Origin of the sequence: Silvania confinis (assembly GCF_025564085.1) — a bacterium.
GTDB classification, from domain to species: domain Bacteria; phylum Pseudomonadota; class Gammaproteobacteria; order Enterobacterales; family Enterobacteriaceae; genus Enterobacter; species Enterobacter confinis.
In genome coordinates this window covers 28,457-44,768 of record NZ_JAMGZJ010000071.1, presented here as the reverse complement: position 1 = coordinate 44,768, position 16,312 = coordinate 28,457, and the positions used below count along the sequence as shown (strand labels likewise).

The window sequence follows — 16,312 nt, the reverse complement described above, 5'->3', positions numbered from 1 at the left end:
GGGTATATGTCCAGATTCGATCTGAATGTTTTGAACGACCTGCCAAAAGTCGAACGCATCCTGGCGCTGGCGGAAACGAACGGTCAACTGGAAAAGCTCGACGCCGAAGGTCGCGTTGCCTGGGCGCTGGAGAATCTGCCCGGTGAATACGTGCTCTCCTCGAGCTTTGGTATTCAGGCCGCTGTCAGCCTGCATTTGGTCAATCAGATCCGCCCGGATATCCCGGTGATCCTCACCGATACCGGCTATCTGTTCCCGGAAACGTACCAGTTTATCGATGAGCTGACGGACAAGCTCAAGCTCAACCTGAAGGTGTACCGCGCAGAGCAAAGCGCCGTCTGGCAGGAAGCGCGCTACGGCAAGCTGTGGGAGCAGGGCGTTGAGGGCATTGAGCAATACAACACCATCAACAAAGTCGAGCCGATGAACCGTGCCCTGTCTGAACTCAACGCCCAAACCTGGTTTGCGGGTTTGCGTCGCGATCAGTCCGGCAGCCGGGCGAGCCTGCCGGTGCTGAGTCTCCAGCGCGGCGTGTTTAAAGTGCTGCCGATTATCGACTGGGATAACCGTACCGTTTACCAGTACCTGCAGCAGCATGGCCTGAAGTATCACCCGCTGTGGGATCAGGGTTATCTGTCGGTTGGCGATACCCATACCACCCGCAAATGGGAGCCCGGCATGGCAGAAGAAGAGACGCGCTTCTTTGGCCTGAAGCGCGAGTGCGGATTGCACGAAGGGTAAGCCTGTTTTCGCCCGCTATATAATGCTCAACGTAGGCCCGGTAAGGCGTAGCCGCCACCGGGCATCATCTCAGGCTTTACCCGCTTTCGACAGCTCCTTCACTAGCGGCAGCATCACGCGTACCACGTCCCGGCTGCGGTGTTCAATTCGCTGCGGAAGCGTGGCGTCAATGTACTGCTGATTATCCAGCCGCACGTCGTGCCAGCTGGTTCCCGCCGGGAACGCTTTCGATTTCGCCCGCTGCTGATAACCGTCTTTTTTACCCAGCGACCAGTTGGTGGCTTCAACATACAGTACCGGGATCCCTGCCTTATCAAACACCTCACCATCATTACAGCACCCGGTTCCTTTCGGGAACGCGGCGTTGCCACCTGGGTTGGTAGAGGCGTAGATACCGTGAGTGCGGGCGAGGGCGAGTGCCCGATCGCGGGTTAATTTACGCACCGGGGCTGGGGTGGTTTTACCGCTGTTAAAATAGAGCTTATCGCCGACAATCAGATTATCGAGGTTGATCACCAGCAGGGTGTTTTTCTTCTCGGCGGCGCTCATACGCTTAAGCATATTCTCGGCGCCCAGTTTTCCCTCTTCCTCGCCGCTGGTGGCAATAAAGCGAATACTGTACTGGGTGGAGATGTTTTTCAGTCTATCGGCCAGTTCCAGCATCACCCCGACGCCTGCGGCATTATCATCAATGCCCTGTAAGGTCAGGCCACCGAGATTGTGGTCGGTATCGCTGTCGCTCATTGGCGCAAAGGTATCCAGATGCGCCAGAATAATAATTTGCTGTTCGGTTTTACCTTCATGGGCAGCAATCACGGTGCTGCCGGTCACGTTGTGCCAGTTTTTGCTCTGGTTACGCGAGGTATAGATGTAGCGGCTCTGGAAGGTACGGATGTCGCTCTGGTAGCCCATTTCGGCGAACTGCTGGCGTACATAGTCAGCACTGAGCATTTCGGCGGGGGTGCCGGTCATGCGGCCGGGGAAAAATGTCGCAATATGACGCGCCTGCGAGGCAGCCATTTCACCCATGGCGGGGATTTTTGCCTGAGCAGGCAGGATAAAGCAAACGCCGAACGCCAGGGCCGCGTATCGGTGGCGCATTGCGGAAAACATAATGCATCCTTAAAAAATTAGAACAAAATTTTAACGCGACCAGTATGAAACCGTGACGGCGCTTACACAATTTGAATTGCTCTTAAATGCCTGTCATAGCGCAGCTTAAGCACTTTTTGATATGAGCTTTTCCACGGCGTTATTCCATTGAGTAACTACTCATTCCAATTCGTAATTTCATTCGCCAGTAAGCGCCCCCTATAGTCCCACTATTCCTGGTTGTTAGTGAGTTGTAGCATTGTGGATTACCTTCCTTTATTTGCTGCTATAAAAGACCGTCCGGTGCTGGTTGTCGGCAGCGGCGACATCGCTTTGCGCAAAATCGCTTTTTTACAGCGTGCAGGCGCGCGCGTGCAGGTGGTGGCCGAGTCGGACTTTAATGAATCACTCATCGATGATGTGGTGCTGGTGATTGCCGCCACTGAAGATCAGATGCTCAACCAGCGTATTTCTGCTGCCGCCCATGCTCGCCACCGTCTGGTGAACGTGGTGGACGATCAGCCGCTGTGCTCTTTTATCTTCCCGTCGATTGTCGACCGGTCGCCGCTGCTGGTGGCGATCTCCTCCGGCGGTACCGCACCGGTGCTGGCGCGCGTATTGCGCGAGAAAATTGAGGCCTTACTGCCGACCAGCCTTGGGCGGATGGCAGAAAAAGCCAGCTTCTGGCGTAACCATCTGAAAACCCGCCTGACCAGCGTGACGGAGCGCCGTCGCTTCTGGGAGCGGGTGTTTCGTGGCCGCTTTGCCAGCCTGATGCATGCAGGTAACGAAACCGCAGCTCAGCAGCTGCTGGAAGATGAGCTGGATAACCCCGGCAGCAGCAGCGGTGAAATCATTCTGGTCGGCGCCGGCCCTGGTGACGCCGGATTACTCACCCTTCGCGGCCTGCAGGTGCTGCAGGACGCGGACGTGGTGTTCTACGACCATCTGGTGACCGACGGCATCCGCGAACTGATCCGTCGGGATGCGGAACAAATCTGCGTTGGCAAACGCGCGGGTGGGCACGCCGTGCCCCAGCACGACACTAACCAGATGTTGATTGCGGCGGCTAAAGCGGGCAAAACTGTGGTGCGTCTGAAGGGCGGCGATCCGTTTATCTTTGGTCGCGGCGGCGAAGAGTTACAGGCAGCTGCCGAGGCCGGGGTGCCATTCCAGGTGGTGCCGGGTATCACCGCAGCCTCTGCCGTGACGGCCTATGCCGGGATCCCGCTTACCCACCGTGATTACGCCCAGAGCGTGACCTTTGTGACGGGACATTACAAAGCCGACAGCGCGCCGCTCGACTGGGCGCATCTGGCACAAGGTCGCCAGACGCTTGCCATCTATATGGGCACCATGAAGGCGGCAGAAATCAGCCAACAATTGATTCAACATGGCCGCGACGGGACAACACCTGTCGCCGTGATTTCGCGCGGCACGCGCGTGGATCAACACGTCGCAACAGGCACATTACAACAGCTTGCGCAGCTTGCAAAAGACGCTCCGATGCCCGCTCTGATTGTAGTGGGAGAAGTTGTGCAACTGCACGACACGCTCGCCTGGTTTCAACACACAACAGATGCAGAAGGGTTTGGTTCTTCTGTTATAAATTTGGCTTAAGGAACGGTTATGGACCAAAAACGACTTACTCACCTGCGGCAACTGGAAGCGGAAAGTATTCATATTATCCGCGAGGTGGCCGCCGAGTTTTCTAATCCGGTAATGATGTATTCCATCGGCAAAGATTCCAGCGTGATGCTGCACCTGGCGCGTAAAGCGTTTTATCCGGGCACGCTGCCATTCCCGCTGCTGCATGTGGATACCGGCTGGAAATTCCGCGAGATGTATGAGTTCCGCGACCGTACCGCCAAAGCCTACGGCTGCGAGCTGCTGGTGCATAAAAACCCGGAAGGGGTGGCGATGGGCATTAACCCGTTCGTGCACGGCAGCGGTAAACACACCGACATTATGAAAACCGAAGGGCTGAAGCAGGCGCTGAACAAATACGGTTTTGATGCGGCATTCGGCGGCGCACGTCGTGATGAAGAGAAATCCCGCGCCAAGGAGCGTATCTACTCCTTCCGCGACCGCTTCCACCGCTGGGATCCTAAAAACCAGCGCCCGGAGCTGTGGCACAACTACAACGGCCAGATTAATAAAGGCGAAAGCATCCGCGTGTTCCCGCTCTCCAACTGGACCGAGCTGGATATCTGGCAGTACATCTATCTGGAAAATATCGACATCGTGCCTCTGTATCTGGCGGCGGAACGTCCGGTGCTGGAACGCGATGGCATGCTGATGATGATTGACGACGATCGTATCGATCTGCAGCCGGGCGAAGTGATCAAAAAACAGATGGTGCGTTTCCGTACCCTCGGCTGCTGGCCGCTGACCGGTGCGGTGGAGTCGAACGCGCAGACGCTGCCGGAAATCATTGAAGAGATGCTGGTCTCGACCACCAGCGAGCGACAAGGGCGCGTGATTGACCGCGACCAGGCAGGCTCAATGGAGCTGAAGAAACGTCAGGGTTATTTCTAAGGAGCCGCCATGAATACCACTATTGCTCAACAAATTGCCGATGAAGGCGGCGTGGAAGCGTACCTGCACGCGCAACAGCACAAAAGTTTGCTGCGGTTTCTGACCTGCGGCAGCGTTGACGACGGCAAAAGCACGCTGATTGGCCGTTTGCTGCACGATACCCGTCAGATCTATGAAGATCAGCTCTCATCGCTGCACAACGATAGCAAGCGCCACGGCACCCAGGGCGAGAAGCTCGATCTGGCGCTGCTGGTGGATGGCCTGCAGGCGGAGCGCGAGCAGGGCATCACCATCGATGTGGCTTATCGCTACTTCTCCACCGAGAAGCGCAAATTTATTATTGCCGACACCCCGGGGCATGAACAGTACACCCGCAATATGGCTACAGGTGCCTCTACCTGCGATCTGGCGATCCTGCTGATCGACGCCCGTAAAGGCGTGCTGGATCAAACCCGTCGCCACAGCTTTATCTCCACCTTACTGGGGATCAAACACCTGGTGGTGGCGGTGAACAAAATGGATCTGGTTGATTTCAGCGAAGCGAAATTTAACGAGATCCGCGAGAGTTACCTGACCTTCGCCGAGCAGTTGCCAGGCAACCTCGATATCCGCTTTGTGCCGCTGTCGGCGCTGGAAGGGGACAACGTCGCGTCCCAGAGCACCACCATGCCGTGGTACAGCGGCCCGACGCTGCTGGAAGTACTGGAAACCGTTGAGCTGCAGTACAGCGCTGACACCCAGCCGCTGCGCTTCCCGGTGCAGTACGTCAACCGCCCGAACCTCGATTTCCGTGGCTTCTCTGGCACTGTTGCCGGTGGCAGCGTGAGCGTCGGCCAGCGCGTGAAGGTACTGCCTTCCGGCGTCGAGTCCGCCGTTGCCCGCATTGTCACCTTTGATGGCGACCTGCAGGAAGCGGGTGCAGGTGAGGCGGTGACGCTGGTGCTGAAGGATGAAATCGACATCAGCCGCGGCGATCTGCTGGTGGACGCGCACGATGCCCTGCCTGCGGTACAAAGCGCCTCGATTGATGTGGTGTGGATGGCGGAGCAGGCGCTGAGCGTGGGCCAGAGCTACGATATCAAAATTGCCGGTAAGAAAACCCGCGCCCGCGTGGACGGGATTCAATATCAGGTGGACATCAACACCCTGGCACAGCACAGCGTCGCTGAGCTGCCGCTGAACGGCATCGGTCTGGTCGATTTTACCTTCGACGAGCCGCTGGTGCTGGATCAGTATCAGCAGAACCCGGTGACCGGCGGGCTGATTATTATCGATCGCCTGTCCAACGTCACCGTCGGCGCCGGGATGGTCCGTGAGCCGCATGAGCAATCAACGGCCGCGCCGTCTGAATTCAGCGCCTTTGAGCTGGAGCTGAACGCGCTGGTGCGTAAACACTTCCCGCACTGGGGCGCACGCGATCTGCTGGGAGGCAAGTAATGGCCCTGCATGATGAGAACGTCGTCTGGCATCCTCATCCGGTGACCGTTGCCGCGCGCGAACAACTCCACGGTCACCGTGGGGTTGTGCTGTGGTTTACCGGGCTGTCTGGCTCCGGTAAATCCACCGTGGCCGGGGCGCTGGAAGAGGCGCTGCATAAGCATGGGGTTAGCACCTATCTGCTGGATGGTGACAACGTACGCCACGGGCTGTGCAGCGATTTGGGTTTTAGCAACGACGATCGCAAAGAGAACATCCGTCGGGTCGGCGAAGTCGCCAGCCTGATGGCTGACGCGGGGCTGGTGGTCTTAACGGCGTTTATCTCCCCGCACCGGGCCGAGCGGCAGCGAGTGCGCGAGCGGGTCGGCAACGATCGCTTTATTGAGGTCTTCGTTGATACCCCGCTGGAACTTTGCGAGCAGCGCGATCCGAAAGGGTTGTATAAGAAAGCGCGCGCGGGCGAGCTGAAAAACTTCACCGGCATTGATGCCATATACGAAGCCCCCGAATTACCAGACATTCACCTTAAGGGTGAACAATTGGTAACAAATTTGGTGGGTGAATTATTAGACCTGCTCCGGCAGGACGATATTATCAGATCCTGAGACGGTACCGATGAGGAAGCTGGTTATCCATCATCGGTGCGCCATGGTCACGGGATCAGCTATGCGGAACAGCGAAAACTACATTATCACCAGGTCGGAATCGGTAGCAGCGAACGACGAGACGACCTGGTCTTTTCCCGGGGCTATCGTCGGCTTTGCGTCATGGCTGATGGCGCTGGGCATCCCCTTCCTGCTGTATGGCAGCAATACCTTATTCTTCCTCCTCTACACCTGGCCTTTCTTCCTGGCGCTGATGCCTGTCGCCGTCGTGGTGGGGATTGCGCTGCACTCTCTGCACAATGGCAAGCTGCTCTATAGCGCGCTCACGACCGTCGTCGCGGTGGCCGTGATGTTCGGGCTGTTATTTTTGTGGCTCATGGGATAAGTTCAGCCATAATTCAAACCGTAACCAACTATGAGACAATGTTGGCTGCGCGAATCTGCGAAAAAAATGTGGTACATTTGCCCGCAATGGTGCGGCATCTCTGTAGCCCCGATGTAGAGTCGTGGGGAAAGTTATGGGATGATGATGCCGTTTTTCAGGGGGCAGGATGGGTAAACTTACGCTGCTGTTGCTGGCTTTGCTGGTCTGGCTTCAGTATTCGCTGTGGTTCGGTAAGAACGGTCTTCACGACTACAGTCGCGTCAACGACGACGTGACGGCGCAGCAGGCAACAAACGGCAAACTTAAAGCGCGAAACGATCAACTGTTCGCCGAAATTGACGATCTCAATGGCGGCCAGGAAGCGATTGAAGAGCGTGCGCGCAACGAACTCAGCATGACTAAGCCTGGCGAAACCTTCTATCGTCTGGTGCCGGATGCGTCTAAACGCAACCAGGGCTCAGTACAAAACACTCGATAATCAGGCCCAGGATTACGCCATGGCAGTCACTTTTTCGAACGTATGCGCCGTTGTTCCGGCCGCCGGGTTTGGCCGGCGCATGCAGACAGAATGTCCTAAGCAGTACCTTTCTATTGGCGACAAAACGATCCTTGAGCACGCCGTGGCGGCGCTGCTGGCGAACCCGCGTGTGACGCGGGTCATTATCGCTATCAGCCCGGGCGATGCCCGTTTTGCCGCGCTTTCGCTTGCCAGTCACCCGCAAATCACCGTTGTCGACGGCGGCGCAGAGCGTGCCGATTCGGTGCTGGCGGGTCTTCAGGCTGCCGGTGACGCGCAGTGGGTACTGGTGCATGACGCCGCGCGGCCGTGCCTGCATCAGGACGATCTGGCACGGCTACTGGCCATCAGCGAAACCAGCCGCATCGGCGGCATTCTGGCATCGCCGGTACGCGATACCATGAAGCGCGCCGAGCCAGGCCTGCAGGCGATCGCCCATACGGTGGATCGCGTTGACCTCTGGCACGCGCTGACGCCGCAATTTTTCCCACGTGAACTGCTTCACGACTGCTTGACCCGCGCGCTGAATGAAGGCGCGACCATCACCGATGAAGCCTCAGCGCTGGAGTATTGCGGTTTTCACCCGCAACTGATTGAAGGGCGCGCAGATAACATAAAAGTGACGCGCCCCGAAGATTTACAGCTGGCAGAATTTTATCTTACCCGTTCGACCCATCAGGAGAAGGCATAATGCGAATTGGACATGGTTTTGACGTACACGCCTTTGGCGGCGAGGGCCCAATTATCATTGGCGGCGTGCGCATCCCTTATGAAAAAGGGCTGCTTGCGCATTCTGATGGCGATGTTGCACTGCATGCCCTGACCGATGCGCTGCTCGGTGCGGCGGCGCTGGGCGATATCGGTAAGCTTTTCCCGGACACCGATCCGGCGTTTAAGGGGGCGGACAGCCGCGAGCTGCTGCGCGAAGCCTGGCGTCGTATTCAGGCGAAAGGTTTTACCCTTGGTAATGTCGACGTGACGATCATTGCGCAGGCACCCAAAATGCTGCCGCACATTCCGCAGATGCGGGTGTTTATTGCCGAAGATCTCGGCTGTCACATGGACGATGTCAACGTTAAAGCCACTACCACCGAAAAGCTCGGCTTTACGGGCCGTGGCGAAGGCATTGCCTGTGAAGCGGTGGCGCTGCTGGTGAAGGCCGCGAAATGATCGACATCACCAACCTGACCTGGCTGCACGGTCAGCCGCAGGGAACCGGCCTGCTGAAAGCCAACCCGGAAGATTTCGTGGTTGTTGAAGATTTGGGTTTTGAGCCGGACGGTGAAGGGGAGCACATTCTGGTGCGGATCCTGAAAACAGACTGCAACACCCGCTTCGTGGCCGAGGCACTGGCAAAATTCCTGAAAATCTCCGCCCGGGAAGTGAGCTTCGCCGGGCAGAAAGACAAACACGCCGTCACCGAACAGTGGCTCTGCGCACGGGTGCCGGGCAATGCGATGCCCGATTTAAGCAAATTCCAGCCGGAAGGCTGCAAGGTGCTCGAATACGCCCGCCACAAGCGCAAGCTGCGCCTCGGCGCGCTAAAAGGCAATGCTTTTACGCTGGTGTTGCGCGACGTCAGCCATCGCGACAATGTGGAGCAGCGGCTGGTGGCGATCCGCGAGCAGGGTGTGCCGAACTACTTCGGCGCGCAGCGCTTTGGCATTGGCGGCAGTAACCTGCAGGGGGCGCTGCGCTGGGCACAAAGCGATGCCCCGGTACGGGATCGAAATAAACGCAGTTTTTGGTTGTCGGCAGCCCGCAGTGCGTTGTTTAATCAAATTGTGAGCGAAAGGTTGAAAAAACCGGACGCGAATCAAGTTGTTGTCGGCGATGCGCTACAATTAGCGGGGCGCGGCAGCTGGTTTGTCGCCACTGACGAAGAAATGCCCGATTTGCAGGCGCGCGTCGACGCCAAAACGCTGCTGATCACCGCCGCGCTGGCGGGGACCGGCGAGTGGGGCCCGCAAGGGGAGGCGCTCCTTTTCGAGCAGGCCGCCGTTGCCGGTGAAACAGAATTATTGTCTCTGCTGATGCGGGAAAAAGTCGAGGCGGCACGCCGGGCGATGCTGCTCTATCCGCAACAGCTGAACTGGAACTGGTGGGATGACGCAACCGTCGAGCTGCGCTTCTGGTTGCCGGCAGGCAGCTTTGCCACCAGCGTTGTCAGGGAACTTATCAACACTTCGGGTGACTATGCGAATATTGCTGAGTAACGATGACGGCATCCATGCGCCAGGCATTCAGACGCTGGCCAGGGCGCTGCGTGAATTTGCCGAGGTTCAGGTCGTGGCCCCCGATCGTAATCGCAGTGGTGCCTCTAACTCGCTCACGCTCGAGTCGTCGCTTCGCACCTTTACCTATGACAATGGCGATATCGCCGTTCAAATGGGCACGCCGACCGACTGCGTCTTTCTGGGCGTTAACGCCCTGATGCGTCCGCGCCCGGACGTGGTTGTCTCCGGGATAAATGCCGGACCCAATCTGGGCGATGACGTGATTTACTCCGGCACCGTCGCCGCCGCCATGGAAGGTCGCCATCTTGGCTTCCCGGCGCTGGCGGTCTCTCTTAACGGCCATCAGCATTACGACACCGCTGCGGCCATTACCTGCTCCATTCTGCGGGCGCTCAATCGCGAGCCGCTGCGCACCGGACGGATCCTCAATATCAACGTACCCGACCTGCCGTTGGATCAGATTAAAGGCATTCGCGTCACCCGCTGCGGGAGCCGTCATCCGGCGGATAAAGTCATTCCGCAGCAGGATCCGCGCGGCAATACCCTGTACTGGATTGGCCCGCCGGGTGAAAAGCACGACGCCGGCCCGGATACCGACTTCGCGGCGGTAGATGAAGGGTACGTTTCCGTCACGCCGCTGCACGTGGATCTGACCGCGTATAACGCGCATGATGTGGTGTCAGGCTGGCTGGATCGCGCCGGGGTGAGTTCGCAATGGTAAGTAAGCGTGTACAAACACTTCTGGATCAATTACGCGCTCAGGGAGTGGCTGACGAGCATGTGCTTACCGCCATCTCGCTGGTGCCGCGTGAGAAGTTCGTTGATGAGGCGTTTGAACACAAAGCGTGGGAAAACGTCGCCTTGCCGATAGGGCAGGGACAGACGATTTCGCAGCCTTATATGGTGGCACGCATGACCGAGCTGCTGGAACTGACGCCGGACTCACGGGTGCTGGAGATTGGCACCGGTTCGGGGTATCAGACCGCGATTCTGGCGCATCTGGTGCACCACGTCTGCTCGGTAGAGCGCATCAAAGGGTTGCAGTGGCAGGCGCGTCGTCGTCTAAAACAGCTTGATTTACATAATGTTTCCACCCGTCACGGCGATGGCTGGCAGGGCTGGAAGGCCCGCGGCCCGTTTGATGCCATTATCGTGACGGCAGCCCCGCCGGAAATCCCCTCTGCACTGATGGCGCAGCTGGATGACGGTGGGATCCTCGTGCTACCGGTGGGCGACGAACACCAACTGTTAAAGCGTGTCCGTCGACGGGGCAACGAATTCATCATCGATACCGTGGAAGCTGTGCGCTTTGTGCCGCTGGTAAAAGGCGAGCTTGCCTGAGACTCAGAATTTTCCAGGATTATTCAGGCAAATTCAGCGTATGGTGTGGCGCAAAAGCATCGTGACACCACGGTTATTATTAAGTCACTGGTATTTAACACATTCCTGGGGGATAAATGAGCGCGGGAAGCCCAAAATTCACCATCAGCCGTGTTGCGGCATTATCACTGGTTTCACTCTGGCTGGCAGGCTGTACAACATCCAATAACGCCCCTGCGCCAGTGAGCTCGGTTGGCGGCAACAGCAGCTCGGGCAGTTCGTCGGGCGGTATGCTGATCACCCCACCGCCTAAAATGGGCACCATGCCTGCGCAGCAAACTCCGCAAATTCAGCCTGTGCAGCGCCCAGTTACCCAGCCAACGCAGATCCAGGCAGTGAATACGCCTGTGCAAACCGAAAATGGCCGCATTGTGTATAACCGTAAGTATGGGAACATTCCGAAAGGGAGCTATACCGGCGGCAGTACCTATACCGTTCAGCGCGGCGATACCCTCTTCTATATTGCCTGGATCACCGGAAACGATTTCCGTGACCTTGCGCAACGAAATAACGTGCAGGCCCCGTATGGCCTGGAAGTGGGCCAGGCGCTGCAGGTGGGCAACGCGACAGGGACACCATTAACGCCAGGCAACACCGTTTCGGTTGCCGATGTCTCTGCGCAAAATAACAGTGTGATTCCTGCGCAAAAATCAAGCACAGTGGTTGCGTCGCAACCGACAATTACGTATTCTGAGGACTCAGGTGAACAGAGTGCTAACAAGATGTTGCCGAATAATAAAGGGACTGCGACCGTTGTCACAGCACCCGTTACGGCACCTGTGGTTAGCTCTACCGTGCCCGCTGCCAGTAGTATGACGTCCAGTTCGCCAATCTCTTCATGGCGCTGGCCGGCTGAAGGCAAAGTTATCGAGAACTTTTCTTCCTCCGAGGGGGGAAATAAAGGGGTCGATATCGCAGGAAGTAAGGGACAGGCTATTATCGCGACCGCAGATGGTCGTGTGGTATACGCCGGGAACGCTCTGCGCGGTTACGGTAATCTTATTATCATAAAACATAACGATGATTACCTGAGTGCCTACGCCCATAACGATACGATGCTGGTCCGGGAACAACAAGAAGTTAAGGCGGGGCAAAAAATAGCGACCATGGGTAGCACCGGAACCAGTTCTACACGCTTGCATTTTGAAATTCGTTACAAGGGGAAATCCGTAAACCCGCTGCAGTATTTACCGCAGCGATAAATTGGCGGGACATACCATTTGGTGTGTTACGCCCAGGGATCACGGGTAGGAGCCACCTTTATGACTCAGAATACGCTGAAAGTTCATGATTTAAATGAAGATGCGGAGTTTGACGAGAACGGAACAGAGGCTTTTGACGAAAAAGCCTTAGTAGAAGAGGAACCCAGTGATAACGATTTAGCTGAAGAAGAGCTGTTATCGCAGGGTGCCACTCAGCGCGTGCTCGACGCAACTCAGCTTTACCTTGGGGAGATCGGATACTCCCCACTGTTAACAGCAGAAGAAGAAGTGTATTTCGCGCGCCGTGCGCTGCGTGGAGATGTTGCCTCACGCCGTCGCATGATCGAAAGTAACTTGCGTCTGGTGGTGAAGATTGCCCGTCGTTACAGCAATCGTGGTCTGGCTCTGCTGGATCTGATTGAAGAAGGTAACCTGGGGCTGATCCGCGCCGTGGAGAAATTTGACCCTGAACGTGGGTTCCGTTTCTCGACTTACGCAACGTGGTGGATCCGACAGACTATTGAACGGGCGATCATGAATCAAACCCGTACGATCCGTCTGCCGATTCACATTGTGAAAGAGCTGAACGTCTATCTGCGTACCGCACGCGAGTTGTCCCATAAACTGGACCATGAGCCAAGTGCGGAAGAGATTGCCGAGCAACTGGATAAACCCGTCGATGATGTCAGCCGTATGCTGCGTCTCAACGAGCGTATTACCTCCGTCGACACCCCGCTGGGTGGCGATTCCGAGAAAGCGCTGCTGGATATCCTGGCCGATGAAAAAGACAACGGTCCGGAAGACACCACGCAAGACGATGATATGAAACAGAGCATCGTCAAATGGCTGTTCGAACTGAACGCCAAACAGCGTGAAGTGCTGGCGCGTCGTTTCGGTCTGCTGGGGTATGAAGCTGCGACACTGGAAGACGTCGGTCGTGAAATCGGCCTGACCCGTGAACGTGTTCGTCAGATTCAGGTAGAAGGTCTGCGTCGCCTGCGTGAAATCCTGCAGGGGCAAGGGCTGAACATCGAAGCGCTGTTCCGCGAGTAAGCCACTCTTCATCAAAAAAGGCCCGTCGAGAGACGGGCCTTTTTCTTTTGGATCACGGCTGGGCGGATGTTTCGTGCAGCAGACGCCAGGTGATGTTATCGCCCTCTTGCGTCAGAACGGCTGTCGACCAGCGCACGTTCACCGGCTGTTCAGGACGGGTTTGCGTCTCACGATAGTGAAGTAGTGCGCCGTTCTCCCAGCTTTGCAACAGCGTTAACTCATCGAGCATAATCTTCAACCCCGGTCGGCTACCACGCTGGTTCTGCAGAAATTGCGCCAGCCCTGCGTGATCAAAATGCGCGCCTGTCGGGGCAATCATCATAAAGTCCGGGCGAAAACGCGCGAGTAGCGCCGTAAGATCGCCTTCACCCTGGCCTAACCACTGTTCCAGCGCGATGTGGGCATCAATAATTTCTGCTGTATAGGCGTTCATACTTTCTCCGTAATCATTAGGACTTATGCCAGGCTTTTTAACCGGTAGATCCACTCCAGCGCCTGGCGCGGGCTCAGGGAGTCCGGGTCAAGGTTTTCCAGCGCTTCCAGTGCCGGTGAGGTCTCTTCAGCTGGCGACAGCAGCGACATCTGGGTGCCATCAACCTGGGTTGCCGCCGCGTTTGGCGACAGGCTTTCCAGCTCGCGCAGCTTCTGGCGCGCGCGCTTAATCACCTCTTTCGGTACACCCGCCAGTGCGGCAACGGCCAACCCGTAGCTTTTGCTGGCGGCGCCGTCCTGCACGGTGTGCATAAAGGCGATGGTGTCCCCATGCTCGAGCGCATCCAGATGCACGTTTGCCACGCCTTCCATTTTCTCCGGCAACTGCGTCAGCTCGAAGTAGTGGGTGGCAAACAGGGTCATGGCTTTGATTTTATTCGCCAGGCTTTCGGCACAGGCCCACGCCAGCGACAGGCCGTCGTAGGTCGAGGTGCCGCGACCGATTTCGTCCATCAGCACCAGGCTGTTTTCGGTGGCGTTATGCAGAATATTGGCAGTTTCGGTCATCTCCACCATAAAGGTTGAACGCCCGCTCGCCAGATCGTCCGCTGCGCCCACGCGGGTGAAAATGCGATCGATGGGGCCGATCTCCACTTTTTGCGCCGGGACGTAGCTGCCGATATAGGCCAGCAGCGCGATCAGCGCCGTCTGGCGCATGTAGGTACTTTTACCGCCCATGTTTGGACCGGTAATGATCAGCATCCGACGCTGCGGGGACAGGTTCAGCGGGTTGGCGATAAAGGGTTCGTTCAACACCTGCTCGACCACCGGGTGGCGGCCTTCGGTTATGCGCACGCCGGGCTTATCGCTAAAGGTTGGGCAGCTGTAGTTCAGGGTTTCGGCACGTTCTGCCAGGTTCACCAGTACGTCCAGCTCTGCCAGCGCGGCTGCGCTCTGCTGCAGATCCGCCAGATGCGGCATCAGGCTGTCGAACAGGGCGTCGTACAGCTGTTTTTCCAGCGCCAGCGCTTTGCCCTTCGAGGTGAGTACTTTGTCCTCGTACTCTTTCAGCTCAGGAATGATGTAGCGCTCGGCGTTTTTCAGCGTCTGGCGGCGCACATAGTGAATAGGTGCCAGGTGACTCTGCCCACGGCTGATCTGAATGAAGTAGCCATGCACGGCGTTATAGCCCACTTTCAGCGTATCCAGCCCGAGGCGTTCGCGCTCGCGGATCTCCAGCTTATCCAGATAATCCGTCGCGCCATCGGCCAGCGCGCGCCATTCGTCCAGCTCGTCGTTGTAACCCGGGGCGATGACGCCGCCGTCGCGCACCAGTACCGGCGGCGCGTCGATGATCGCCTGCTCGAGCAGTTCGCGCAGCTCGCTGAATTCACCCATGGTTTCACGCAGCTTCTGCACCGGTGCGCTGTCAATTTCTGCCAGCTGGCTGCGCAGTTCCGGCAGTTGCTGGAACGCATGGCGCATGCGGGCTAAGTCACGTGGACGAGCCGTGCGCAGTGCCAGTCGGGCCAGAATACGCTCCAGGTCGCCCACCTGACGCAGTACCGGCTGCAAATCGCTGTATCGGTCCTGCAGCGCGCCGATGGTTTGCTGGCGGCCAGTGAGCGTGTCGGTATCACGCACCGGCATGTGCAGCCAGCGTTTGAGCATGCGGCTGCCCATCGGCGTCACGGTGCTGTCGAGCACCGATGCCAGGGTGTTTTCCACACCGCCCGCCAGGTTCTGGGTGATCTCCAGATTGCGGCGCGTGGCGGCATCCATAATGATGCTGTCCTGCTGACGATCGAGGGTGATGGCGCGAATATGCGGCAGGGAGGTGCGCTGGGTGTCTTTGACGTACTGCAACAAACAGCCTGCGGCGCACAGGCCGCGCGGGGCGTTTTCGACGCCAAAGCCGACCAGATCGCGGGTGCCAAACTGCATGTTGAGCTGCTGGCGCGCGGTGTCGATTTCAAATTCCCACAGCGGACGACGGCGCAGGCCGCGACGGCCTTCCAGCAGCGACATCTGGGCAAAATCTTCGGCATACAGCAGCTCTGCCGGATTGGTGCGCTGCAGCTCGGCCGCCATGGTCTCGAGGTCGGCCGGTTCGCTCAGGCGAAAACGCCCGGAGCTGATATCCAGCGTGGCATAGCCGAAACCTTTGCTGTCCTGCCAGATGGCCGCCAGCAGGTTGTCCTGACGCTCCTGCAGCAGGGCTTCATCGCTGATGGTGCCTGGCGTCACGATGCGGACAACTTTGCGATCGACCGGGCCTTTTGACGTTGCTGGGTCGCCAACCTGTTCGCAAATCGCGACCGATTCGCCCTGGTTAACCAGCTTCGCGAGGTAGTTTTCTACCGCGTGATGCGGAATGCCCGCCATCGGGATCGGTTCCCCGGCGGACGCACCGCGTTTGGTCAACGAGATGTCGAGCAGCTGCGAGGCGCGTTTCGCATCGTCATAAAACAGCTCGTAAAAGTCACCCATGCGATAAAACAGCAGAATTTCCGGATGCTGTGCTTTGAGCTTCAGGTACTGCTGCATCATTGGGGTGTGGGCGTCGAGATTGTCTGTAGTGGTCATGGAGTGATGATGTCCATTTCTTTGAAATTAGTGCGGTTCAGGCGACATTAGGGCCATAAGTTGGCGCTATTGTCGCATGAAAAAATGGCACCGCGCAGCAAAATGTC

The 16,312-nt window shown here is 57.5% G+C and carries 17 protein-coding genes; 14 read left to right on the top strand and 3 right to left on the bottom strand.

Annotated features, from left to right (window positions below):
* The first annotated feature begins 6 nt into the window (after positions 1–6).
* Positions 7–741 carry a phosphoadenosine phosphosulfate reductase gene (cysH, locus tag M8013_RS07045; RefSeq protein WP_271267086.1) on the top strand — a complete coding sequence of 245 codons (735 nt, stop codon included), beginning with the start codon at positions 7–9 and terminating at the stop codon, positions 739–741.
* A gap of 69 nt (positions 742–810) precedes the next feature.
* Here cysH and M8013_RS07040 read toward each other — a convergent pair whose 3' ends face one another.
* A complete protein-coding gene (locus tag M8013_RS07040; RefSeq protein WP_271267085.1) occupies positions 811–1,854 on the bottom strand; it encodes an aminopeptidase in 1,044 nt (347 codons plus the stop codon).
* A gap of 240 nt (positions 1,855–2,094) precedes the next feature.
* Between M8013_RS07040 and cysG the strand changes: the two genes are divergently transcribed.
* The 13 genes from cysG to rpoS all read left to right on the top strand — a co-directional run bounded on the left by cysG (position 2,095) and on the right by rpoS (position 13,187).
* Positions 2,095–3,453, top strand: coding sequence for a siroheme synthase CysG (gene cysG / locus M8013_RS07035; protein WP_271267084.1), 1,359 nt, complete (start codon positions 2,095–2,097; stop codon positions 3,451–3,453).
* A gap of 9 nt (positions 3,454–3,462) precedes the next feature.
* The gene (gene cysD, locus M8013_RS07030) at positions 3,463–4,371 is read left to right on the top strand and encodes a sulfate adenylyltransferase subunit CysD (protein WP_271267083.1); all 909 of its coding nucleotides are present in this window, start codon (positions 3,463–3,465) and stop codon (positions 4,369–4,371) included.
* A 9-nt stretch (positions 4,372–4,380) separates the two neighbouring features.
* A complete protein-coding gene (gene cysN, locus M8013_RS07025; RefSeq protein ID WP_271267082.1) occupies positions 4,381–5,808 on the top strand; it encodes a sulfate adenylyltransferase subunit CysN in 1,428 nt (475 codons plus the stop codon).
* Positions 5,808–6,413 carry an adenylyl-sulfate kinase gene (cysC, locus tag M8013_RS07020; protein ID WP_271267081.1) on the top strand — a complete coding sequence of 202 codons (606 nt, stop codon included), beginning with the start codon at positions 5,808–5,810 and terminating at the stop codon, positions 6,411–6,413. The genes cysN and cysC overlap by 1 nt, the downstream gene beginning before the upstream one ends.
* 61 nt (positions 6,414–6,474) lie before the next feature.
* Positions 6,475–6,798: a DUF3561 family protein gene (locus M8013_RS07015; protein ID WP_271267080.1), complete on the top strand. Its 324-nt coding sequence runs from the start codon at positions 6,475–6,477 to the stop codon at positions 6,796–6,798.
* A 166-nt stretch (positions 6,799–6,964) separates the two neighbouring features.
* Positions 6,965–7,276: a cell division protein FtsB gene (gene ftsB / locus M8013_RS07010; RefSeq protein WP_271267079.1), complete on the top strand. Its 312-nt coding sequence runs from the start codon at positions 6,965–6,967 to the stop codon at positions 7,274–7,276.
* 19 nt (positions 7,277–7,295) lie between these two features.
* On the top strand, positions 7,296–8,006 hold the full coding sequence (gene ispD, locus M8013_RS07005; protein WP_271267078.1) for a 2-C-methyl-D-erythritol 4-phosphate cytidylyltransferase: 711 nt from the start codon (positions 7,296–7,298) through the stop codon (positions 8,004–8,006).
* Positions 8,006–8,485 carry a 2-C-methyl-D-erythritol 2,4-cyclodiphosphate synthase gene (ispF, locus tag M8013_RS07000; protein WP_040074259.1) on the top strand — a complete coding sequence of 160 codons (480 nt, stop codon included), beginning with the start codon at positions 8,006–8,008 and terminating at the stop codon, positions 8,483–8,485. The genes ispD and ispF overlap by 1 nt, the downstream gene beginning before the upstream one ends.
* On the top strand, positions 8,482–9,531 hold the full coding sequence (truD, locus tag M8013_RS06995) for a tRNA pseudouridine(13) synthase TruD (RefSeq protein ID WP_271267077.1): 1,050 nt from the start codon (positions 8,482–8,484) through the stop codon (positions 9,529–9,531). Before ispF ends, truD begins: the two co-directional genes overlap by 4 nt.
* The gene (gene surE, locus M8013_RS06990) at positions 9,512–10,273 is read left to right on the top strand and encodes a 5'/3'-nucleotidase SurE (protein WP_271267076.1); all 762 of its coding nucleotides are present in this window, start codon (positions 9,512–9,514) and stop codon (positions 10,271–10,273) included. The genes truD and surE overlap by 20 nt, the downstream gene beginning before the upstream one ends.
* A complete protein-coding gene (locus tag M8013_RS06985) occupies positions 10,267–10,893 on the top strand; it encodes a protein-L-isoaspartate(D-aspartate) O-methyltransferase (RefSeq protein WP_271267075.1) in 627 nt (208 codons plus the stop codon). The genes surE and M8013_RS06985 overlap by 7 nt, the downstream gene beginning before the upstream one ends.
* Before the next feature lie 167 nt (positions 10,894–11,060).
* The gene (gene nlpD, locus M8013_RS06980) at positions 11,061–12,134 is read left to right on the top strand and encodes a murein hydrolase activator NlpD (RefSeq protein WP_418939527.1); all 1,074 of its coding nucleotides are present in this window, start codon (positions 11,061–11,063) and stop codon (positions 12,132–12,134) included.
* A 60-nt stretch (positions 12,135–12,194) separates the two neighbouring features.
* Positions 12,195–13,187: an RNA polymerase sigma factor RpoS gene (gene rpoS / locus M8013_RS06975; protein ID WP_271267073.1), complete on the top strand. Its 993-nt coding sequence runs from the start codon at positions 12,195–12,197 to the stop codon at positions 13,185–13,187.
* A gap of 52 nt (positions 13,188–13,239) precedes the next feature.
* On the opposite strand, the gene M8013_RS06970 is transcribed toward rpoS, so the two are convergent.
* Together M8013_RS06970 and mutS are read right to left on the bottom strand one after the other, a co-directional pair.
* Positions 13,240–13,620: a DUF4440 domain-containing protein gene (locus M8013_RS06970; RefSeq protein WP_271267072.1), complete on the bottom strand. Its 381-nt coding sequence runs from the start codon at positions 13,618–13,620 to the stop codon at positions 13,240–13,242.
* A 23-nt stretch (positions 13,621–13,643) separates the two neighbouring features.
* Positions 13,644–16,205 (bottom strand): DNA mismatch repair protein MutS, encoded by a 2,562-nt coding sequence (mutS, locus tag M8013_RS06965; protein WP_271267071.1) that lies wholly within the window; start codon positions 16,203–16,205, stop codon positions 13,644–13,646.
* Positions 16,206–16,312: the final 107 nt, after the last annotated feature.

What these genes read in the sequence shown, in the direction of transcription:
- cysH (WP_271267086.1), top strand. Translation starts at nt 7, where the DNA reads ATGTCCAGATTCGATCTGAATGTTTTGAACGACCTGCCAAAAGTCGAA.
- M8013_RS07040 (WP_271267085.1), bottom strand. Translation starts at nt 1,854, where the DNA reads ATGTTTTCCGCAATGCGCCACCGATACGCGGCCCTGGCGTTCGGCGTT.
- cysD (WP_271267083.1), top strand. Translation starts at nt 3,463, where the DNA reads ATGGACCAAAAACGACTTACTCACCTGCGGCAACTGGAAGCGGAAAGT.
- cysN (WP_271267082.1), top strand. Translation starts at nt 4,381, where the DNA reads ATGAATACCACTATTGCTCAACAAATTGCCGATGAAGGCGGCGTGGAA.
- cysC (WP_271267081.1), top strand. Translation starts at nt 5,808, where the DNA reads ATGGCCCTGCATGATGAGAACGTCGTCTGGCATCCTCATCCGGTGACC.
- M8013_RS07015 (WP_271267080.1), top strand. Translation starts at nt 6,475, where the DNA reads ATGCGGAACAGCGAAAACTACATTATCACCAGGTCGGAATCGGTAGCA.
- ftsB (WP_271267079.1), top strand. Translation starts at nt 6,965, where the DNA reads ATGGGTAAACTTACGCTGCTGTTGCTGGCTTTGCTGGTCTGGCTTCAG.
- ispD (WP_271267078.1), top strand. Translation starts at nt 7,296, where the DNA reads ATGGCAGTCACTTTTTCGAACGTATGCGCCGTTGTTCCGGCCGCCGGG.
- ispF (WP_040074259.1), top strand. Translation starts at nt 8,006, where the DNA reads ATGCGAATTGGACATGGTTTTGACGTACACGCCTTTGGCGGCGAGGGC.
- truD (WP_271267077.1), top strand. Translation starts at nt 8,482, where the DNA reads ATGATCGACATCACCAACCTGACCTGGCTGCACGGTCAGCCGCAGGGA.
- surE (WP_271267076.1), top strand. Translation starts at nt 9,512, where the DNA reads ATGCGAATATTGCTGAGTAACGATGACGGCATCCATGCGCCAGGCATT.
- M8013_RS06985 (WP_271267075.1), top strand. Translation starts at nt 10,267, where the DNA reads ATGGTAAGTAAGCGTGTACAAACACTTCTGGATCAATTACGCGCTCAG.
- rpoS (WP_271267073.1), top strand. Translation starts at nt 12,195, where the DNA reads ATGACTCAGAATACGCTGAAAGTTCATGATTTAAATGAAGATGCGGAG.
- M8013_RS06970 (WP_271267072.1), bottom strand. Translation starts at nt 13,620, where the DNA reads ATGAACGCCTATACAGCAGAAATTATTGATGCCCACATCGCGCTGGAA.
- mutS (WP_271267071.1), bottom strand. Translation starts at nt 16,205, where the DNA reads ATGACCACTACAGACAATCTCGACGCCCACACCCCAATGATGCAGCAG.